At 65.0% G+C, this 19,813-nt stretch carries 19 protein-coding genes; 8 read left to right on the forward strand and 11 right to left on the reverse strand.

The window, feature by feature from the left end; translation table 11 throughout:
* Positions 1-17 precede the first annotated feature (17 nt).
* Positions 18-842 carry an SDR family NAD(P)-dependent oxidoreductase gene (locus AB7008_RS04640; RefSeq protein ID WP_304492620.1) on the forward strand — a complete coding sequence of 275 codons (825 nt, stop codon included), beginning with the start codon at positions 18-20 and terminating at the stop codon, positions 840-842.
* Between the two features lie 7 nt (positions 843-849).
* Here AB7008_RS04640 and AB7008_RS04645 read toward each other — a convergent pair whose 3' ends face one another.
* The 3 genes from AB7008_RS04645 to AB7008_RS04655 all read right to left on the reverse strand — a co-directional run bounded on the left by AB7008_RS04645 (position 850) and on the right by AB7008_RS04655 (position 6,837).
* Entirely contained in the window at positions 850-4,359 is a 3,510-nt protein-coding gene (locus AB7008_RS04645) for a PAS domain-containing hybrid sensor histidine kinase/response regulator (protein ID WP_028160027.1), read from the reverse strand.
* Positions 4,360-4,674: 315 nt separating this feature from the next.
* Entirely contained in the window at positions 4,675-5,904 is a 1,230-nt protein-coding gene (gene hemA, locus AB7008_RS04650) for a 5-aminolevulinate synthase (RefSeq protein ID WP_014498481.1), read from the reverse strand.
* A gap of 198 nt (positions 5,905-6,102) precedes the next feature.
* The gene (locus AB7008_RS04655; RefSeq protein ID WP_441258518.1) at positions 6,103-6,837 is read right to left on the reverse strand and encodes a GntR family transcriptional regulator; all 735 of its coding nucleotides are present in this window, start codon (positions 6,835-6,837) and stop codon (positions 6,103-6,105) included.
* A 158-nt stretch (positions 6,838-6,995) separates the two neighbouring features.
* Here AB7008_RS04655 and AB7008_RS04660 point away from each other — a divergent pair, with 158 nt between their 5' ends.
* Genes AB7008_RS04660 through aroQ form a run of 4 tightly spaced genes read left to right on the forward strand, consistent with a single transcriptional unit; the run spans position 6,996 to position 10,326 of the window.
* A complete protein-coding gene (locus tag AB7008_RS04660) occupies positions 6,996-8,024 on the forward strand; it encodes a TRAP transporter substrate-binding protein (protein WP_441258519.1) in 1,029 nt (342 codons plus the stop codon).
* A 25-nt stretch (positions 8,025-8,049) separates the two neighbouring features.
* Complete coding sequence (locus AB7008_RS04665; protein ID WP_441261184.1) at positions 8,050-8,598, forward strand: TRAP transporter small permease; 549 nt, start codon at positions 8,050-8,052, stop codon at positions 8,596-8,598.
* A complete protein-coding gene (locus AB7008_RS04670) occupies positions 8,595-9,875 on the forward strand; it encodes a TRAP transporter large permease subunit (RefSeq protein ID WP_441258520.1) in 1,281 nt (426 codons plus the stop codon). The genes AB7008_RS04665 and AB7008_RS04670 overlap by 4 nt, the downstream gene beginning before the upstream one ends.
* Positions 9,876-9,894: 19 nt before the next feature.
* The gene (gene aroQ, locus AB7008_RS04675) at positions 9,895-10,326 is read left to right on the forward strand and encodes a type II 3-dehydroquinate dehydratase (protein WP_264621823.1); all 432 of its coding nucleotides are present in this window, start codon (positions 9,895-9,897) and stop codon (positions 10,324-10,326) included.
* Positions 10,327-10,380: 54 nt separating this feature from the next.
* Here the strand turns inward: aroQ and AB7008_RS04680 are convergent, their stop codons facing one another.
* From AB7008_RS04680 to AB7008_RS04695, 4 genes are all read right to left on the reverse strand, one after another.
* Positions 10,381-11,442 carry an MBL fold metallo-hydrolase gene (locus AB7008_RS04680; protein ID WP_028160033.1) on the reverse strand — a complete coding sequence of 354 codons (1,062 nt, stop codon included), beginning with the start codon at positions 11,440-11,442 and terminating at the stop codon, positions 10,381-10,383.
* 135 nt (positions 11,443-11,577) lie between these two features.
* A complete protein-coding gene (locus AB7008_RS04685; RefSeq protein WP_441258521.1) occupies positions 11,578-13,734 on the reverse strand; it encodes a methyl-accepting chemotaxis protein in 2,157 nt (718 codons plus the stop codon).
* Positions 13,735-13,900: 166 nt separating this feature from the next.
* Positions 13,901-14,626, reverse strand: a complete 726-nt coding sequence (locus AB7008_RS04690) for an outer membrane protein (RefSeq protein WP_441258522.1) — start codon at positions 14,624-14,626, stop codon at positions 13,901-13,903.
* 224 nt (positions 14,627-14,850) lie between these two features.
* Positions 14,851-15,171, reverse strand: a complete 321-nt coding sequence (locus AB7008_RS04695; RefSeq protein ID WP_038933676.1) for a hypothetical protein — start codon at positions 15,169-15,171, stop codon at positions 14,851-14,853.
* A 120-nt stretch (positions 15,172-15,291) separates the two neighbouring features.
* Here AB7008_RS04695 and AB7008_RS04700 point away from each other — a divergent pair, with 120 nt between their 5' ends.
* Entirely contained in the window at positions 15,292-15,633 is a 342-nt protein-coding gene (locus AB7008_RS04700) for a hypothetical protein (RefSeq protein ID WP_014498471.1), read from the forward strand.
* A 115-nt stretch (positions 15,634-15,748) separates the two neighbouring features.
* On the forward strand, positions 15,749-16,036 hold the full coding sequence (locus tag AB7008_RS04705) for a hypothetical protein (protein ID WP_028160037.1): 288 nt from the start codon (positions 15,749-15,751) through the stop codon (positions 16,034-16,036).
* Positions 16,037-16,066: 30 nt separating this feature from the next.
* Here AB7008_RS04705 and AB7008_RS04710 read toward each other — a convergent pair whose 3' ends face one another.
* The 3 genes from AB7008_RS04710 to AB7008_RS04720 all read right to left on the reverse strand — a co-directional run bounded on the left by AB7008_RS04710 (position 16,067) and on the right by AB7008_RS04720 (position 17,513).
* A complete protein-coding gene (locus AB7008_RS04710; RefSeq protein WP_441258523.1) occupies positions 16,067-17,002 on the reverse strand; it encodes an AEC family transporter in 936 nt (311 codons plus the stop codon).
* 104 nt (positions 17,003-17,106) lie between these two features.
* Complete coding sequence (locus tag AB7008_RS04715) at positions 17,107-17,316, reverse strand: hypothetical protein (RefSeq protein WP_014498468.1); 210 nt, start codon at positions 17,314-17,316, stop codon at positions 17,107-17,109.
* Positions 17,313-17,513: a hypothetical protein gene (locus AB7008_RS04720; protein WP_441261298.1), complete on the reverse strand. Its 201-nt coding sequence runs from the start codon at positions 17,511-17,513 to the stop codon at positions 17,313-17,315. The genes AB7008_RS04715 and AB7008_RS04720 overlap by 4 nt, the downstream gene beginning before the upstream one ends.
* 387 nt (positions 17,514-17,900) lie before the next feature.
* Here AB7008_RS04720 and AB7008_RS04725 point away from each other — a divergent pair, with 387 nt between their 5' ends.
* Positions 17,901-18,173 carry a hypothetical protein gene (locus AB7008_RS04725; RefSeq protein ID WP_441258524.1) on the forward strand — a complete coding sequence of 91 codons (273 nt, stop codon included), beginning with the start codon at positions 17,901-17,903 and terminating at the stop codon, positions 18,171-18,173.
* Between the two features lie 18 nt (positions 18,174-18,191).
* On the opposite strand, the gene AB7008_RS04730 is transcribed toward AB7008_RS04725, so the two are convergent.
* Positions 18,192-19,811, reverse strand: a complete 1,620-nt coding sequence (locus tag AB7008_RS04730) for an ABC transporter ATP-binding protein (protein ID WP_441261185.1) — start codon at positions 19,809-19,811, stop codon at positions 18,192-18,194.
* Positions 19,812-19,813 lie beyond the last annotated feature (2 nt).

Consider the following 19,813-nt stretch of genomic DNA (forward strand, 5'->3'; position numbering starts at 1 on the left):
GTAATCAGGAGCCCACCGTGTCAAAGATCTGGTTCATCAGCGGCAGCTCGCGCGGGCTCGGACGCGCCATCACGGAAGCCGCACTTGCGGCGGGAGATCGCGTGGTGGCCACGGCCCGGGACACGAAGCCGCTCGAACCGTTGAGTGAGCGCTTTGGCGAGAGACTGCGGCTCGCAAGGCTCGACGTCACCGACGAGGCTGCCGCGCAAGCGGCCATCGGCCTCGCCGTGGCGGCATTCGGCGGCGTCGATGTGGTCGTGAACAATGCCGGCTATGGCGATCTCGGATCGGTCGAGGACACGAGCCTGGCCTCGTTCCGTCAGCAGATCGAGGTCAATCTGCTCGGCACCATCATCGTCACCAAGGCGGCGATCCCCGTGCTGAGCCGGCAGCGCCGCGGGCATATCGTGCAATTCTCATCCGTCGGCGGACGGATCGGAGCCCCCGCACGCGCGGCCTATTCGGCCGCGAAATGGGGCATCGAGGGCTTTTCGGAATCGCTGGCGCGCGAGATGGCGTTGATCGGCGTGCACGTGACGATCGTCGAACCCGGCGGCTTCCGTACGGGCTTTGCGCAGTCCGCGCATGCGACCGGCGAAGGGCGGGCGGAGTACGACGCCGTCGTTGGCGCGGCCGTCAGGATGCAGCGCGATTACGATGGCCGCCAGCCTGGCGATCCGGCGAAGGCCGCCGCCGTCGTGCTGGAGCTCGTCGACATGGACAGCCCGCCGCTGCGGATCGCGCTCGGCAGCGACGCCGTGAACGCCATCGCGGCGACGGATCGGCAACGCCTCGACGAGCTCGAGAGGTGGCGCGCACTCAGCGTCTCGACCGACTACTGACCGCGTCTCACTCCGCCGCCACCATCTGCTGCGTGCGCCATTGTCCCAGCAGGGCGCGCAGTGAGGCCGGCTTCACCGGCTTGTTGAGCACCGCGATTTTTTCCTCGCGCGCGGCGACCTGCACCGCGGGACTGCGGTCGGCGGTGATCAGGATCGCAGGGATGCCGTCGCCGAAGCGGCGGCGAATGTCGCGGATGGCGGCAATGCCGTTGCCGCGGTCGAGGTGATAATCGACCAGCAGACCGGTGACGCGGCGGCCAGCGCCTTCGATCGCGGCGATCGCGCCCTCGGGGTCGGCGACCGCGATCACCTCGGCGTCCCAGGCCTTCAGCAGCGTGCGCATGCCGTCGAGGATCGCCGCGTCGTTCTCGATGCAGACGATGAGAGCGCCCGAGATCGGCCTACGCGCCAGCGGCGTCGCGCTGGTGACGGCGGCGGTGTGGGTGATCGCCTTGGCTGTCGGCACTGTCACGGAGAAGACCGAGCCGCCGCTCTTGTTGCCGTCGATGGCGATGCCGTGCTTGAGCACGCGTGCAAGACGCTCGACGATCGAGAGGCCGAGTCCAAGGCCGCGGGCGATCCGCGCTCCCTGTTCGAGGCGGTGGAATTCCTTGAAGATCTCGCCGCGCTTGACCGGCGGGATGCCGACGCCGGTGTCGTAGACGCAGATTTTCAGCGAAGGGCCCTGCCGGCGGCAGCCGACCAGCACGCGTCCGCGCGGGGTGTATTTGATCGCGTTTGAGATCAGGTTCTGGAGCAGGCGCCGCAGCAACAGCCGGTCTGACTCGACCGGCAGCGAGCAGGGCACGAAGGCGAGCTCCAGGTTCTTGGCGCGCGCGATCGGCGCAAACTCGATCTCCAGCGAGCGCATCAAATCGGCCATCTTGAAGCTCGAAATCGAGGTCGTCATCGCGCCGGCATCCAGCCGCGATATGTCGAGCAGTGCGCCGAGGATCTCCTCGATCGCCTGGAGCGATTCGTCGATGTTCTCGACCAGCCGCGTCTCCTCGCCGCTGTGCTGGCGCTCGACCAGGCTGGTGACATAGAGCCGCGCCGCGTTCAGGGGCTGGAGGATGTCGTGACTGGCTGCTGCCAGGAAGCGCGTCTTGGAGATGCTGGCGTCCTCGGCCGCGCTCTTGGCCAGCGCCAGCTCGGAATTCAGCCGGGTCAGTTCCTCGGTGCGGTCGCGCACCCGCTTTTCCAGCGTCGCATTGGCGCGCTCCAGCGCTTCGGCGGCCTCGAACGTGGGCGTGACATCGGTGAAGGTGATGACGAAGCCGCCGCCGGGCATGCGGTTGGTCAAAATCTCGATCACCATGTGGCGGTCGGGCAGGCGCTCGAGATAAGGCTCGCTGTCGGTGGTGTAGGCCGCGAGCCGCCGCTCCAGCATGCCTTCGCGCTCGACCGGATTGTCCGGCTCGCTCACACCCATGAATTCCAGGATTTCACGCAATGGCGTGCCGAACTGGATGAAATGCGGCGGCACGTTCAGGAGATCGCCGAACTGCCGGTTGGAGCAGATCAACTGCAGATCGGCGTCGAACACGGCGATGCCCTGGCGGACATGGTTGAGCGCGGTCTGGAGGATCTCGCGATTGAAATGCAGCGCCGCGTGGGAATCGTCGAGCAGTTTCAGCGCCGCTTTCGCCGAGACCGTCCGCTTGCGCAGCAGCAGCGACATCACGAGCCGCGAGGAGGCCGCGCCGATCGAAGAGGCGATCAGGTGCTCGGCGTGCTGCAGCAGCTCGAAATCGGCTGGCGCCCCGGATTCCAGGCGAACATTGCGCCGTACCGAAAATGCCTCGAACGAATGCCGGGCGCGGTCGGGTCCGAGATATTGCGCGACCGTGGTCTGGATGTCCTGCACCGTGACGGTGGTGCGCCAGCGGCGGAAGTTCGGGGAGATCGGCGCGAGCGTGTTGGGTACGAACAGATCGGCCTGCACCAGCTCGATCGAGGATGGCCGGCGCGCCAGCGACAGCAGCACATAGGTCAGGATGTTGAGCGACAGCGACCAGATCACGCCGTGCATCAGCGGCGGCAGGTCGGCGCCGAACAGCGCCTGCGGCCGCAGCGCCTCGATGCCGAACGGGCCGTGCTGGAGCAGCAGGATTCCCGCCGTCGAGGAATCCATGAAGCTCGGGATGAACAGCGTGTAAAGCCACACCGCGAAGCCGACCAGCATGCCGCCGATCGCACCGCGCGCGGTGGCGCGCCGCCACAGCAGCCCGCCGAAGAAGCTTGGCGCGAGCTGGGCGATGGCGGCAAAGGAGAGCAGGCCGATCGCCGCAAGCTGGGTGTTGCCGAGCGCGCGGTAGTAGAAATAGGCCAGCACCATGATGGCGAAGATCGCAAGGCGCCGCGAGCGCAGCAGGAAGTCGCTGAAATCGGCGCCGCCGGTGCGCCCCTCCGGCCGCCGCTGCAGCACCAGGGGCACCACGAGGTCGTTCGAGACCATGATGGAGAGCGCGACGCATTCGACGATCACCATCGCGGTCGCCGCCGACAGGCCGCCGACGAAAATGGCGACGCTGAGCAGCTCCCCGCCGCCCTCCATAGGCAGCGCCAGCACATACATGTCGGGATCGGCCGCGCCGAACGGAAAGGTAACGAGGCCGGCGAGTGCGATCGGGATCACGAACAGATTGATGGCGACGAGATAGAGCGGAAACAGCCAGCGCACGCGGCCGACCTCTGCATCCGAGGAGTTTTCGACCACGCTGACGTGAAACTGGCGCGGCAGCAGCATGATCGCGCAGAGCGACAGCAGCGTCATGGTCAGGAAGTTGCCGATCGACGGCGAATAGTTGATGGCGCGCACCGCCTCCGGCGTCTTCATCGCGCGCTCGATCAATTCGTGCGGCGAGAACATCCAGAAGGTGACGAAGATGCCTGCGGCGAGGAAGGCGATCAGCTTGACGATGGATTCGGTTGCGACCGCCAGCATCAGTCCGTGCTGGTGCTCGGTGGCGTCGGTCTGCCGCGTGCCGAACAGCACGGCGAAGGCGGCCATCGCCAGCGTCACCATCAGCGCCATGTCGCCGAGGATCGGGATGTGGGAGAACGCCTGGTCCTCGCTCAGGATCGTTTCGAGCGAGGAGGCGACCGCCTTGAGCTGGAGCGCGATGTAGGGCACCGAGCCGATGATCGCGATCAGCGCCACCGTTGCCGCCACCGCCTGGCTCTTGCCGTAGCGCGCGCCGATGAAGTCGGCGATCGAGGTGATGTTGTGCGCTTTGGCGAGCTGGATCACGCGGCGCAGGACGCCGGCGCCGAGCCCGATCATCAGGATCGGGCCGACATAGATCGCGAGGAAGTCGGTCGAGGCGCGGGTGGCGAAGCCGACCGAGCCGAAGAAGGTCCAGGAGGTGCAATAGATCGCGAGCGACAGCGGGTAGATCAGCCCGGACGCACGGCCGCGCCCGGCCGGCGAGCGGCGGTCGCCGTGGCTCGCCACCAGGAACAGGAAGCCGATATAGCCGAAGGCGGCAGCGATCACGCCCCAGTCGTGCAGCATGGCGAGCGCGCTTCTCCCTGGGCGCGAGGGCGCCCGAACTCATTTCCCCTGCAAATCTAGCGCGTTGGGCGGGCGCAAGCGACAGCGAAATGCCGTACCGGGGCGGGAACTGGGGTTGTCGTTAAGGTGAAGCGGGCGGGCACTGGCACTTACCCTCCCCTGGAGGGGGAGGGTCGATCGCGCGAAGCGCGAGCGGGGTAATCTTTCCGCACCAGCAGCGTCGGACGTGGAGAGACTGTCACCCCACCCCGTCTCCCATTTCGCTGCGCTCAATGTGAGCCGACCCTCCCCCTCGAGGGGAGGGTGGAAGCAAGCCTACTCCGCCGCCAGCGACTTTTGCTTGAGCGGCAGACCCAGGCGGTCCCACACCTGCAGGAGCGCTTCGGCGAGCTGATCGATCAAGCCGTCGTCGTGATAGGGCGAGGGCGTGATGCGCAGGCGTTCGGTGCCCTTGGCTACCGTCGGATAGTTGATCGGCTGAATGTAGATGCCGTGCTGTTCCAGCAGCAGGTCGGACGCCTGCTTGCACTTCTCGGCATCGCCGATGAACAGCGGCACGATATGGGTGTCGCTCGACATCACGGGCAGGCCGGCGGCGTTGAGGATCGCCTTGACGCGGGCGGCGCGGTCCTGGTGGCGCTCGCGCTCCCAGTTCGAGGTCTTCAGATGCCTGATCGCGGCGGTTGCGGCCGAGCAGATCGCCGGCGGCAGCGCCGTGGTGAAGATGAAGCCCGGCGCGTAGGAGCGCACGGCGTCGATGATCTGGCCGTTGGCGGCGATGTAGCCGCCGAGGCAGCCGAACGCCTTGGCCAGCGTGCCTTCGAGAATGTCGATGCGATGCATGACGCCGTCACGCTCGGCGATGCCGCCGCCGCGCGGGCCGTACATGCCGACGGCGTGGACCTCGTCGACATAGGTCATCGCGCCATATTTCTCGGCGAGATCGCAGATCTTGGCGAGCGGGGCGACGTCGCCGTCCATCGAATAGAGGCTCTCGCAGGCGATCAGCTTCGGCCGGTTCGGACCTGCGGCCTTCAACTTCTCTTCGAGGTCGGCGAGGTCGTTGTGGCGGAACACGACGCGCTCGCAGCCGGACTGGCGGATGCCCTCGATCATCGAATTGTGGTTGAGCTCGTCCGACAGGATCAGGCAGTTCGGAATGAGCTTCGCGATGGTCGCGATGCCGGTCTGGTTCGAGACATAGCCCGAGGTGAACAGCAGCGACGCTTCCTTGCCGTGGAGATCGGCGAGTTCGGCCTCCAACTGCACCAGCGGATGATGCGTACCGGCGATGTTGCGGGTGCCGCCTGCGCCGGTGCCGACGCGGGTCGCGGTTTCGACCATGGCGCCGACCACCTTCGGGTGCTGGCCCATGCCGAGATAATCGTTGGAGCACCAGATCACGACGTCGCGTTTGCCCTTGGGCGAGTGCCACAGCGCATGCGGGAACCGGCCGGCGATGCGTTCAAGATCGGCGAACACGCGGTAGCGCCGCTCGGTGTGGAGACGATCGAGGGCGGTATTGAAGAACTGGGCGTAATCCATCGGCAAAACCTAAGACGGAACTGACCAAAAAGGGCGCATCTTCTTAGAGCTTTTCCAGCTCTAGAGTCTATGCGCTTTCCCACATTTGGGCATGGGGAGCATTTGGGCAAAATGCCCTATCGTGCGATTTGAAACTTGATCCCGATCAAGTTCGCGCGAGAGGCAATGTTGCTTTGCACCATCCGTCGAGGTGCTGGCCTACCCGGCCTTGGCCTTCTTGCGCGGCTCGGCACGCGCCTCCTTGACGGCGGCCACCGGCTTTAACCAATCCGAATTGCGCAAGGCATGCGCCACGCAATCATGGATGTGGGTGTGCAGCACCTTGTTCGCGCCCTCGGCGTCGCGCTTCAGCGCCAGCTCTTTCAACTCGCGATGCTCGGCTGCCGCCATCTCGCCGCGGAACACCACGGCGATCATCTGGTAGCGCAGATAGCGGTCATAGACCGCGGCATGCGCATCGAGCAGCACCTTCGAGCCGCAGGCCGCGACGAGCGCGCGGTGAAACTGGAAATCGCACTGTTTCCAGCTCTCCGCATCGGATCGCTCGCCTGACAGCAGCATCCGCTCCATCGCCGCGAGCTTGTGGTGCGCTGAGACGATATGCGCCTCCCAGTCGAGATCGCCGGCCGCAAACGACTTCTCGATCATGTGGCCCTCGAGCAGCTCGCGCAGCTCAGCGATCTCCTGGAATTCGGTCGCCGAGATCGGCGCGACCTCGAAGCCGCGCTGGCCTTCGGCGACGACAAAACCTTCCGAGCACAGCCGGTTCAGCGTCTCGCGCAGCGTCGAGATGCTGGTGCCATAGGCGCTGCTCATCCGCTCGAGCTTCAACTTCTGCCCCGGCGTCAGCTTGCCGAAGATCAGGTCGGTGCGGATGCGGCGATAGGCGCTATCGCCCACCGTCTCGGCGGTCGTGTCGGGAAGGGTGTCCATGCCTCATCCTAGCGCGTTGGACGTGCGTTTTGCCAAATTTCGTAATTTTATCAAGTGTTTCTTTTAATATCAGACAAAATTAAAAATATAGGTTGATTTATAATTCGTCATATAAGACGTTCCCGTCCCTAAGAACGAGATCAACAGGGGAGGGGGCGATGCCCGTTCGGTTCAAAGGTCTGGCTTTGGTGGCGGCGATCGGCGCGGTCGCCTTGGGCGCGATGGGGCCGGCCTCGGCGCAGGCCGTTCAGGAGCGCACCATCCGCTGGGGGCACCTCAACAACACCGACCATCCCGTCAGCAAGGGCGTGCAGAAATTCGCCGAGATCGTCGCGGCGAAAAGTGGCGGCAAGATCAAGGTGCGCGAATATCCGGCCAACCAGCTGGGCAGCGAGATGCAGCAGCAATCGGCGCTGCGCGCCGGCACCCAGGAGATGCAGTCGCCGGCGACGACGTCGCTGGTCGGCATCGTCAAGGATTACGGCCTGATTGATTTCCCCTTCATCGTCTCGACGCCGCAGCAGGCCGACGCCTTGCTCGATGGTCCGCTCGGCGCGGCGCTGCTGGCAAAGCTGCCTGAGAAGGGGCTGGTTGGTCTCGCTTATTGGGATCTCGGCTTCCGCAACGTCACCAACAGCAAGCGTGCCATCACCAGGGGCGAGGACCTCGGCGGCATCAAGATCCGTGTGATCCCGAACCCGGTCTATCTGGAGACCTTCAAGGCCTTCAACGCCAACCCGGTGCCGATGAGTTTCTCGGAGCTCTACAGCGCGCTGGAGACGGGCACCGTCGACGGCCAGGAGAACCCGTTCTCGGTGATCCTGTCGAACAAGTTCTTCGAGGTGCAAAAGTATCTCAGCGTCACCAACCACACCTATTCGACCAACATCATCCTGATCAGCAAGAAATTCTGGGACGGTCTTTCGCCTGACGAGCAGAAGATATTGCAGGACGCCGCGATCGAGGCGCGCGACTACCAGCGCAAGGTCAGCCGCGAGCAGGCCAAGGCCGCGATCGACGAGCTCAAGGCCAAGGGCATGGCGGTCAACGAGATCGCACCCGTCGAGCTCGACCGCATGCGCGAGAAGACCAAGCCGATCGCGGAAAAATTCTCCGCCGACTACGACCCCGCCATCGTCAAGCTGTTCAACAGTGAGCTCGACCGCGTGCACGCCTTGAAGCCGTAAGCCGACGCGCAGCAGGACGGACATGATGAAAACGATGGTCGACGCCTATTTCCGGCTGCTCCGCGCGGTGATCGCGGTGCTGCTCGTCGCCATGGTGGTGCTGGTGTTCGGCAACGTCGTGCTGCGCTACGGCTTCAATTCCGGGATAGCGATCTCGGAAGAGCTGTCGCGCTGGCTGTTCGTGTGGATGGTGTTTCTGGGCGCGATCATCGGCCTGAAGGAGCATGCCCATCTCGGCGTCGACAGCCTCGTCAAGGTGCTGTCGCCGTTCGGCCGCAAGGTCTGCTACGGCCTCAGCCACGCGCTGATGCTCTATGCCTCCGTGCTGCTGACGGAGGGCTCCTGGAAGCAGACGGTGTTGAACTGGGATACGGTGGCGCCCGCCTCGGGGCTCTCGGTCGGCCTGTTCTACGCTGCCGGGATCGTGTTCGGCGCCTCCTCCTGCGTGATCATCGTGCATGAGCTCTATCGGCTCGTGACCGGGCAGATCGCCGATGCCGATCTGATCGCCATCAGCGAGTCCGAGGAGCTCCCGCATTCTCCTGGCGCCGCGAGCGGAAAGCCGCAGGCATGACTATCGCCGTCTTCACCTTCTCGCTGCTCGGCGCCATGGCGATCGGCCTGCCGATCGCGTTTGCGCTGATCATCTGCGGCATCGCGCTGATGACCTATCTCGCGATGTTCGACTCCCAGATCATCGCGCAGAACGTCATCAACGGCGTCGATTCCTTCCCGTTGATGGCCGTGCCGTTCTTCATCCTCGCCGGCGAGGTCATGAACACCGGTGGCCTGGCGCGCCGCATCCTCAACTTCGCCATCGCCCTGGTCGGCCATTTCCGCGGCGGGCTCGGCTATGTCGCGATCCTGACGTCATGCATCCTGGCCTCGCTGTCGGGCTCGGCGGTCGCGGACGCCGCGGCGCTCGGTGCGCTCCTGGTGCCGATGATGGCCGCCGCCGGCCACAATCGCGCCAGCGCGGCTGGCCTCGTCGCTGCCGGCGGGATCATCGCGCCCGTCATTCCTCCGTCGATCGGTTTCGTCATTTTCGGCGTCGCCGCCAATGTCTCGATCTCGAAGCTGTTTCTGGCCGGCATCGTGCCCGGCCTGCTGCTCGGCGCCGGCCTGTGCTTTGCCTGGTGGTGGGTCGTACGCAAGGAGAATCCGGCGCGCCTGCCGCGCAAGAGCCTCACCGAGATCTGGCGCGCGCTGATCGACGGCTTCTGGGCCCTGATGCTGCCGATGATCATCATTTTCGGCCTGCGCTTTGGCATCTTCACGCCGACGGAAGCGGCCGTCGTCGTCGCCGTCTACTCGCTGGTGGTGGCGATGGGCGTCTATCGCGAGCTCAGGCCGGCACAACTGCCGGCACTGCTGGTCTCGACCGCGCAGACCACGGCTGTCGTGATGTTCCTCGTCGCCGCGGCGCTGGTATCGTCCTGGCTGATCACGGTTGCCGAGATCTCCGACCAGATCGTGGCGCTCGTGCAACCGTTCGCGGGCAACAAGACACTCCTCACCTTCATTCTGATGATCATCGTCGTCATCGTCGGCACCGCGCTGGACATGACGCCGACGATCCTGATCCTGACGCCGATCCTGATGCCGATCGTCAAGCAGGCCGGCATCGACCCGGTCTATTTCGGCGTGCTCTTCATCATCAACAATGCGATCGGCCTGATCACGCCGCCGGTCGGCGTCGTGCTCAACGTCGTCTGCGGCGTTGCCCGCGTCTCGATGGATGATCTGATCCGCGGCGTCTGGCCCTTCATGATCGCGCAGCTCGTCGTGCTAGCCTTGCTGACGCTGTTTCCCGTTCTCGTCACCGGCCCGGCCAAGTGGTTCGGTGGCTAACTTTTGGAAAGACCTGTCCATGAAGCGCGTGATGATCCTCAACGGTCCCAACCTCAACATGCTCGGCATCCGCGAGCCGCACATCTACGGCACCACCACGCTCGCGGAGGTCAATGCGAGCTGCGAGGAAGCGGCTGCCAAGCTCGGGCTCAAGCTCGCCTTCCACCAGTCCAACCATGAAGGCGTGCTGGTCGATCTGATCCAGTCGGCGCGGCAGGATGCCGATGCGATCATCATCAATCCGGCCGGTCTTTCCTTCACCTCGGTATCGATCATGGACGCGATCAAGACCTTCGAAGGCCCGGTGCTGGAAGTCCACATCTCCAACATCCACGCCCGCGACGAATATCACCGGCATTCGAAGATCTCGTTCGTGGCGACCGGTGTGATCTGCGGGCTTGGCCCGTTCGGCTACATCGCGGCGCTGCACGCGATCGCCAATATGAAGTGAGCCGCTTCCACAAACTCGTCATGGCCGGGACAAGCCCGGCCATGACGCCGTGGCTCACGTCGTCCGGAACTGCAGCACGCCGTCTTTCGTCTCCGCCGTCAGACGGCCCTCGACGATCATGTAGTTGACGTGGGCAACGAGCTCGCCGGCGGCAAAGCCCATCTGATGCTCGTCCAGCACGTGCTTGTTGAACACGACAGGCACCAGGGCGCGCGAAGTCTGTGGCACCTCGCTGCAGGCTTCCGCGATCAGGCGGCAGCGCTCCTCGTGATGGTCGGCGAGCTGCTTGATGCGGGTCTTCAGACCATAGAACGGCACGCCGTGGCCGGGCAGCACCAGCAGATCGTAGGGCAGGGTGGTGGTGAGGCTCGCGAGCGAGGCCAGATATTCGCCGAGCGAGTTCTGGTCGGGCTCGACCGCCCAGACGCTGACATTGGGCGAGATCTTGCTCAGCACCTGGTCGGCGGAGAGGAACAGCTTGTCGCCGGCGCAATACAGCATCACCTGGTCGAGCGCGTGCCCGCCGCCGGTGATGACCTTGAAGCGGCGGGTGCCGATCACGATCTCGTCGCCGTGCGAGATGCGGCGGTAGGACGGCGGCAGCACCGAGACGCGCTTGAGATAGTCCTGGCCGCGGCCGAGCAGCTTTTCGGTGAGCGACTCGTCCATGCCGTGGCGGCGGAAGAACAGCCGTTGGGCTTCGCGCCGCTCCTCGGTGCCGCGGTTCTGGTGGTAGACCGATTGCAGATATTCGACCTGCGACATCACCAGCGGGCAGTTGAACCGCTCGACGATCCAGCCCGCGAGGCCGACGTGATCGGGGTGCGAATGCGTGACGATCAGGCGCGTGATGTTGACGCCCTTCAGCGGCCCCTCGAACAGTTTGGTCCAGGCCTCGATCGTCTCTTCATTGCCGAAGCCGGCATCGACCATGGCATAGCCGTCGCCGTCGGCGAGCAGGTAGATGTTCACGTGGTTGAGGCGGAACGGCAGTTTCAGCCGCGCCCACAACACACCGGGACGCACCTCGACGACCTCTTCGGGGCCGGGATGCTGTTCCCAGGGATAGCGCAGGGCCTCGGCCGAGGACTGCACGGTGTCGGTTTTCGGGTTCATGCTACCGGCTTAAACCCGCCGGGCGCGGGGCGCCAGCCGAAAAAGGCCGGGCCGTGGTCTCCGCATGGCGGTCATACCTGCAGTTTTCCGTAGCCCGGATTACGCGGCGCTCCATCCGGGCCACGGGCCGGCGGCTTACGCCGCCCGCATATTGTTGAGGAACGCGTCGATCTCTCCGCGCAGCATGTCGGCTTCGCGGCGGAGCGCGTCGGAGGCGCCCAGCACTTCGCTCGCCGCCGCGCCGGCTTCGGCCGAAGCCGTGGAGACGCCGATGATGTTGCTGGAGACCTCGCTGGTGCCGCCGGCGGCATGCTGGATGTTGCGGGCGATTTCCCGGGTGGCTGCGCCCTGTTCCTCGACCGCGGCGGCGATCGTCGTGGTCACGTCGTTGATCTCGCCGATGATCCGGCCGATGCCCTGGATGGCGCCCACCGCCGAGGTGGTGACCTGCTGCATGCTGGCGATCTGGGTGCGGATCTCTTCCGTCGCCTTGGCGGTCTGGTTCGCGAGGCTCTTCACCTCGGAGGCGACCACCGCGAAGCCGCGGCCGGCTTCGCCCGCGCGCGCCGCCTCGATGGTGGCGTTGAGCGCGAGCAGGTTGGTTTGCGAGGCGATGGTCTGGATCAGGTCGACCACGACGCTGATGCGGCTCGCACTGTCGGCGAGGCTCTGCACCGTGGTGTCGGTGGCGCCGGCCTCGTCGACCGCCTTCCTGGCGATCGCGGCCGAGGTGACGACCTGCTTGCTGATCTCCTCGATCGAGGACGACAGCTGCTCGGTGCCTGATGACACGGTCTGCACGTTGACCGAGGTCTCCTCGGCAGCGGAGGCGACCGCGTTTACCAGCGCGTTGGACTGGTCGGCGGTGTTCGACATGCTCTGCGCGGTGGACTGCATCGAATTGGCCGACTGCGCGAGATTGTCGAGCGCGTTGCGTACCGCACCCTCGAACTCGGCGATCTTCGCTTCCATGCGCCCGGCACGCTCGGCCTTGGCGACACGGTCCTTGTCCTGCTCGCTCGACATCGCGCGGGCCTCGATCATGCTCTCGCGAAACACCTGCAGCGTGTTCGCCATCACCGAGATTTCGTCATTGTGGTGCTTCGAGCGGTAGATCTCGGTCTCGAGGTCGCCGTTCGCGAGCAGCTGCATCGACTGATGCAGCGCGCCGATCCGCCGCAGGATGTTGCGGCCGACATAGAGCCAGACGAACAGCGCCGAGCCGACCAGCATCAGCGCGCCCAGCGCCAGCATCGCGGTGGTGGCGAGCGAGATCTCCTGGCGCGCCTGGAAGGTCGACGCGTTGGTCTCCTTCTGCACGCCGTCGACGAGCTGCTGCACGCTGATGCCGAGACCGACATTGAGCTTGCGAGTCTCGTCCAGAATGGTCTGGCCGTAGTCGATGGCGTCGAGCTCCTTCTGGCGGATCTTGAACACGCCGGTCTTGCCCTCGCCGAAGGCGAACAGCTTCTGCACGGCGTCGCGCACCGTCTGCATCGAGGGCATGTTCGGGAGGTCCTCGAGGTTCGACTTGACGCGGTCGCGCGTCGCCTTGAACTCCTTCTCGATCGCCTCCAGCGTGTCGCTGTTGTTGGCCGACAGCGCCGCCATCATGTCGGCGGCCATCAGATTGCCGTTGGCGGAGATTGTCGCGACCTGGGAGACGGTGCGGGCGGCCTCAGTCGCATCATCGGCGGAAACTTCCGCCGCGCCGAGGATCGCGTTCAGGCGCGTCTGTGCGTCCAGCATCGCAGGACCGGCCGCGCCGACGAAGGTGAGCTGCGCCTTGCGCAGCGCCTCATACTGCTTGTCATGCAACGCGCCGGTCTCGAGCCGCTCGCGCGCGGCCGACACCAGGCTCTGGGTCGCCTCGTCGATGCTCTTGGCGGTGTCGCGCAGCGCGGTTGCGATCTGCTTGTCGGCGCCGAGCTCGATGATCTCGCCGAGCTTGGCCATGGCGAGCTGTTGGATGTCCTTCACGCTCTTGGTGCGTTCCTTCAGCGCCTCGTCGGAGGGCGATGCCAGCAGGCCCGGGCCTTGCGCCGCGAGCGTCGCGCTTTGCGAGGCGAGCTGCAGGCTGGCGGAGAGGCGCGGGATGTCGCGGCCGCTCAGATCCATCATGGTCGCGCCGAGGTGATTGAAGACGAAGCCGGCGCCGGCTGCGATCACGAGGCCCATGCCCGCGATCAATGCGAAGGCGGCGAACAGGCTGCCGCGCACGCCCCACCTTGGCATCTTGAAACGAGGCTTGAGACGGCCAAGGACACGGCCAGCACCCAGACGGATCGCCATCGAAATTCCCCCACGCGTGATCTTTATATTTTCGCCGCGGAGTATCCCTGGGTCGGGTTAAAAAATCGCAAGTTGCACAATCGGTTGCGCTGGTTCCGCACAGCGAAAAAAGAAAGGGCCGGCAAAGTTGCCGGCCCTTGATGATGAAGAGATTTTTGAGGCGCGATCAGTAGCGCGCGACCGACGAGTTGGCCCAGTTGAAGCGGTAGTTGACGCCCGCCTTGATGGTGTGGTCGTCGGTGGTGAAGCTGCCGGTGCCCGCCAGTGGACCGCCGGTGAAGCTCGCGTCGCCGAAATTGTAGTACTGGTACTCGGCCTTGGCCGACCAGTTCGGGGCGAACATGTATTCGAGGCCCGCGCCGACGGTGTAGCCGTTGCGGTGATCGCCGGTGATGAGGAAGGCGGTCGGCACGCCACCGACGGTCACCTTCTCGTTGTTGTCGGAATAGGCGTAGCCGCCCTTCACGTAGAGCAGGCCCGGACCCCAGGTGTAGCCGACGCGGCCGGTGATCGAGCCGAGGCCACGCTGGTCGTTGCTGTAGGCGATGCCGCCCGGAAACACAGCGCCGACGCTGCCGGAAAGCCAGGAATACTGGCCTTCGACGCCGACCACGAAGTTCGGGTTGAACTGCCAGTCCGCACCGACCTGCACGCCGCCGAGGAAACGGCCGTTGCCGTTGTTGCCGGTGGAGAGGCCGTTGAAATTGTTGTCGCTGGAGAACGCGCCGCCGACATGGCCGCCGATATAGAAGCCCGTCCAGTTGTAGATCGGCGCGGCATAGGCCGGCGCGGGTGCCTTGTAATAGTTGCGGTTGCCGAGATCGGCGCCGACGGCCGGCGCGGCAGCGCCCACCACGAGCAGGGCAACGGTCGCAAACAAAATCTTCTTCATCGTCTTGAACTCCAGCACTTTGGTCCCCGGCAGGCGCGCTGTCCGCGCCGTCGTTGGTTTTGCAGATAGCTCGCTTTTGACGAAAATGCTGTCACATGCATGGCACAACGACAGCCAACCTAACTTATTGGGCTGTAAATGATTTTCGTGCTTAATGTCGGCTTAAGAAGTGGTGAAGGAAGGCTTAACGTCGCACGTCTCGGGTAACTTGCGCACGTCCGTCGTTAACCAAGCCGCCGCCGAACCTCATCGCGCATCTGCGCGCGGAAGGCCGCGCGCCTTGCGGGCCGGTCCTCCTCGCGGACGTCGTGGCGATCGAAGACGTCGAACTTCTCCATGATCGGATAGCGCTCGCTCGCCATCGCGAGCACGCGCAGCACCTTGGTCGCGGACGGCGTCGGTCCACGAACCTCCCAGCGCCGGATGGTATCGGCGCCGCCCTGCGCCGGCAGTCCGCAAAGCCTGGCCATGTCGGCCGCGGTGAGCTTGCGCTCGAGCGCGTCGGAAAGGTCGTTGCGGAGCTGCTTCAGTTCGGGGCCGGTCATGCTGTTTGCGTCCAGGGAAGTCACCGAAGGCAATCCACTAGCGCTGATTCGGGTCCATCCGAAGGCGGGTGCTCGTGATAGTGTGTCCGTGCCGGTCGAGCATCAGCGAGGCGAAATCGCATGCCTGTGTTCAAGCTGCCCCTGTCGGGGGATGTCGTCCAGTCCATTTATCCGTCGTTCTTCAGTCCCACCGGCGGCCAGTTCGGCCTCGTCAACATCACGGTGGGGCAATCCTCGGCGCCAGATGTCGAGAAGGACGTGCTGTCGGATGTCGCCGGTTACGGCAAGCAGATCGGACAGATCGCGGACGCGCTGCTGGCCGTGGTCGAGCATCTGGAGTCGCGGTCCGACCACGCGCTCGCTGACGATCCGGCGATAGTCGCCTTCAAGGAGCTGATGCACTCTGTCGCGACAGTCAAGGAGCGACATGGCCGCAAGGCGTGTCGCCCGAAGCGACGATAGCCACGGCGGCGTTGCCCATTCGGGCGTGCACGAAGTTATGAACGGGTGCCTATGGAAATTTTGCGTTGAATGAACACCTGCCACAATGGGCTCGCAGCCAATGAAGGGAACAGTCATGACAAGCATCAAACCCGCCATTGCCGCACTCATCACCATCGGACTGCTTGCCGCGCCCTTCGCAGCCGAAGCGAAGAAGGCCCGGCCGAGCCGGCATCACTACAGCACGGGCGTGGTGGCCCCGACCTATGGCGCCGCCGCATTGCCGGTCGCGCAGCCCAGGGCCTCCTACGGATCGTCCGGACAGACGGTCGGGACTGTCACAGCGCCCTCGATCGGATCGTACAATTGGCCGTCGGTCGGCGTGACCAATGCGGTGCCGACCTGGAGCAACACCACGAGATAGAGGACACGTCGCCAGGCGCGCCGGTGACCGTCAACGCGTGCCGGGTGCGAGGTCGGAGAGCAGGTAGAGCGCGACCAGCAATGTCGCGACCGACAGCATCGTCGTGACCGAGACGGTGGCCGCGACCAGCTTCTCCTCGACCTTGTGTTCGTGCGCCAGCACATAGACGGTCTTCGCCGTCGGCACGGCCGCGCATATGACGGCGGCGACCGTGTAGAGCGGATTGAGACCAGTGACCACGCAAAGTCCGTAGACGATCAGCGGCATCACCACCAGCTTCACGGTCGCGAGCGCGAACGATGCCTTCAGGTTGGATCGCAGACCATCGAGCGACAGGCCAAGCCCGATGGCAAACAGCGCGCAGGGCGTGAGCGCGGCGGCAATGATGTTCAGATAGGCCGCGACCGGCGCCGGAATCGGCAAGCCTGTGATCGCCCAGACGAGACCGATCAGCGTCGACAGGACCATCGGATTGAGCAGGATCTGCTTCACCAGTCCGGCCGAATGCGCAGGGCCGCGCACGTCCCTTTCCAGCAGGATGACCGTGAGCGGAAACATCACGCCGGCGACGAACACGGTCGCTACCGCGGCGGGCAAGACGGCGGGCTGGCCGTAGATCGCGTGCAGGATCGGGAGCGCCACGAAGCCGGTATTGGTCATGGCCGCCGCCATGCCATGGATCGTGCTGCTGGCGAGATCGTGCTTGCCGCCTGCGCGGACCGCCAGGAACACCAGCGCGAAGCAGAGCAGGGAGCCGCCGCCGAATGCGAGCAGGAAGCGCCATTCCAGCAGGTTGCGCGCCGGCTCCTGGGCGATCGTGACGATCAGCAGCGCCGGCATCGCCACGTTGTAGGCAAAATGCACCAGCGCGTCCGCAAGCGAGCGGGAGAGATATCCGACTTCGCCGGCAAGCCAGCCGGTGACGATGATTGCGAACACGGGAAGAACGAGGCTGGCGACCTCCATCCGGCGTCCCCCTCTGCCAAGCAGCGCCGCCATTCTAGCCTGGCGATGCATGCTCGTCACGGTTCAACTGGATGGCGCCGCCCCCGATCAGGCGGCCTGTGGCCTCAGGCGCCCCTGCCGGTCTGTTGACCGAACACGCAGCGCCATCCAGCCAGGCGTTCAGCCGGATGCTGGTTCATCCATTCAGCGAGCTGCGGCGCGCCCATCATGCAGGACTGCATCGAGACGTTGGCAAAGTCCGAGGTGGTGACGATCTGCTCGTGACAATTTGTCGGAGAGGAGAGGCTGCAGAGCACCGCGATGATCTTGATCACGCCAGATTTCCTGCGTCGCCGCTGGCCGCGCGGCCGATCGTCGCCTTGTCCTGCCGCTCGCTCGGATCAGCTGGCGGAAAAATGCTGTCGTAGATCGCGCGAGCCTCCTGAATGAGGCGAATGCGCTCGCGGTCGGATTTCGAGACAAACTGAATAACCTGGCCCATATCGGCTCCAATGGATCGGAAATCCATCATCAGATGATGGAAATCATTCCATGCGAATCTGGGGTGTCGGCCTCTGTTTCGCATCTGTGCGGTCGGTCACGAGGGATAAAAAGCCCGTGACTGCTCCGTTGCACGAAGAGGAGCGGAATACCTTAGCCATGAGCTGGCCTGACGTTGCCGGCGCGCGCTGCTTGTGTCCCGGCACCGCGGCGCGGCAGCGAGTTAAGGGGCGGGGAGTGCGCCCCTGTTCGACCAGAGCTGCTCGTCGCGCCATCGTGATGGAGCGCCAGGCCCTGCAGTGTGATCGTCTTGCGGCACATTTTCGCGCGCGTGGAGTTGTAGGATTGCTCAGTGCACGGGTGGTTCGACGAGCGAACGGCCGACGCGACTGAGACACCGCGCCCGAAAGGATCAGCCATGACAAGAACGAGACGCTCGATTGCGGTACTTATCGCGGTTGGATTTGCGGCATCGCCATTCGCTGCAGGCGCGCAGACGTCTGCGGCGGGCACCCAAAGCAACACGGGCGGTCTTTCCGGAGCGCCAACAACGCAAGGCACAACTTATGGAAGCTCCGGACAGACCGTCGGAACCGTCACGGCGCCGTCGATCGGAACGTCCAATCAGCCATCGGTCGGCGTGACCAACTCAGTCCCCACCTGGAAAAACACCAACCCTCCGGCCAGGTAGCAACCGGGATCGGCCGACTCACGCCGCCGGCGCGCGTTCGTTCCGCCCGGGCACCGCCGCCAGCAGCTCGCGCGTATAGGCGTGCTCCGGTGCGGCGAACAGTTGCGCGGTCGGCTTCAGCTCGACGATGGCGCCGCGCTGCATCACCGCGATGCGATCGCAGATCTGCGCGGCGACGCGCAAATCGTGGGTGATGAACAGCATCGAGAGGCCAAGGCGCGCCTTGAGGTCTTCGAGCAGTCGCAGCACCTGCGCCTGCACGGAGACGTCGAGCGCGGAGACGGCCTCATCCGCGACGATGATCTCCGGTTCGAGCGCGAGCGCGCGCGCGATGCCGATGCGCTGACGCTGGCCGCCGGAGAATTCATGCGGGTAGCGGTCGAGCGCGCCGGCATCTAGGCCCACCATCTTGAGCAGATCGCGGGCGCGGTCGAACGCCACTTTCGGGTCGATGCCGGCTGCGATCGGACCGTCGGCGATGATGTGCCCGACCTTGCGGCGCGGATTGAGCGAGGCGAACGGATCCTGGAAGATCATCTGGATGCGATGGCGCTCGGCGCGGAGCGCCTTGCCCGAGAGCTGCGTGAGATCGGTCTCGCCGATCCGCACCGTGCCGTGGTCGGCTTCGATCAGTCGCATCACCAGGCGCGCCACCGACGATTTGCCGGAGCCGGATTCACCGACGAGGCCGAGCGTCTCGCCTTTGAGGATGTTGAAGTTGACTTCGCGCGCGGCATCGACGCGGCGGTCCTCGCGAAACCAGCCGCCCGAGGTGACATAGGTCTTGTTCAGCCCGATTACCTCGACGGCCCTGGCCTGGTCGTCGAGCGGCTCACGCGCCGGCGGGTCCATCGACGGCACGGCGGCGAGCAGCGCCTTGGTGTAGTCGTGTTGCGGATTGTTGAAGACGGAGCTAGCGGGGCCTTCCTCGACGACCTTGCCATGCCGGAGCACCACGACCTGGTCGGCGATGTCGGCGACCACGCCGAAATCATGGGTAATGAACATCACCGCCATGTTGCGGTTGCGCTGGAGGTTGCGGATTAGTTTCAGGATCTGCGCCTGCGTGGTGACGTCGAGCGCAGTGGTCGGCTCGTCCGCGACCAGCACCGCAGGCTCGAGCGCGAGCGCCATGGCGATCATGGCGCGCTGGCGCTGGCCGCCCGAGAGCTGGTGTGGATAGGCGCGGACAATGCGCTCGGGGTCGGGCAGGCCGACCTCGCGCGCCAGCGACAGGGCCTTGGCGCGCCGCTCCTTCGGCGTCAGCAGGCCGTGGGCCTCGAACATCTCCGCCATCTGGTCGCCGATCCGCATCAACGGATTGAGCGCGGTCATCGGCTCCTGAAAAATCATCGCGAGGCGGCGGCCGCGCAGATCGCGCCAGCCGTCGTCATCGAGCTTGAGCAGGTCGCGGCCTTCGAACTGGATCTCGCCGGAGGTGACGGTGACCGTATCAGGCAGCAGGCCCATCAGCGCATGCGCGCACATCGACTTGCCGGAGCCGGACTCGCCGACGACGCAGACGATCTTGCCGGGCCGCAAATCCAGCGAGACGCTGTCGACCGCGAACGGACGCTCGGCGCCCTTGGGCAGCGCGATTCGCAGATTCTTGATCGAGACGGCGGGCGGGGCGGTCATCA

This window comes from Bradyrhizobium sp. 521_C7_N1_3 (assembly GCF_052075975.1).
GTDB classification, from domain to species: Bacteria; Pseudomonadota; Alphaproteobacteria; order Rhizobiales; family Xanthobacteraceae; genus Bradyrhizobium; species Bradyrhizobium japonicum.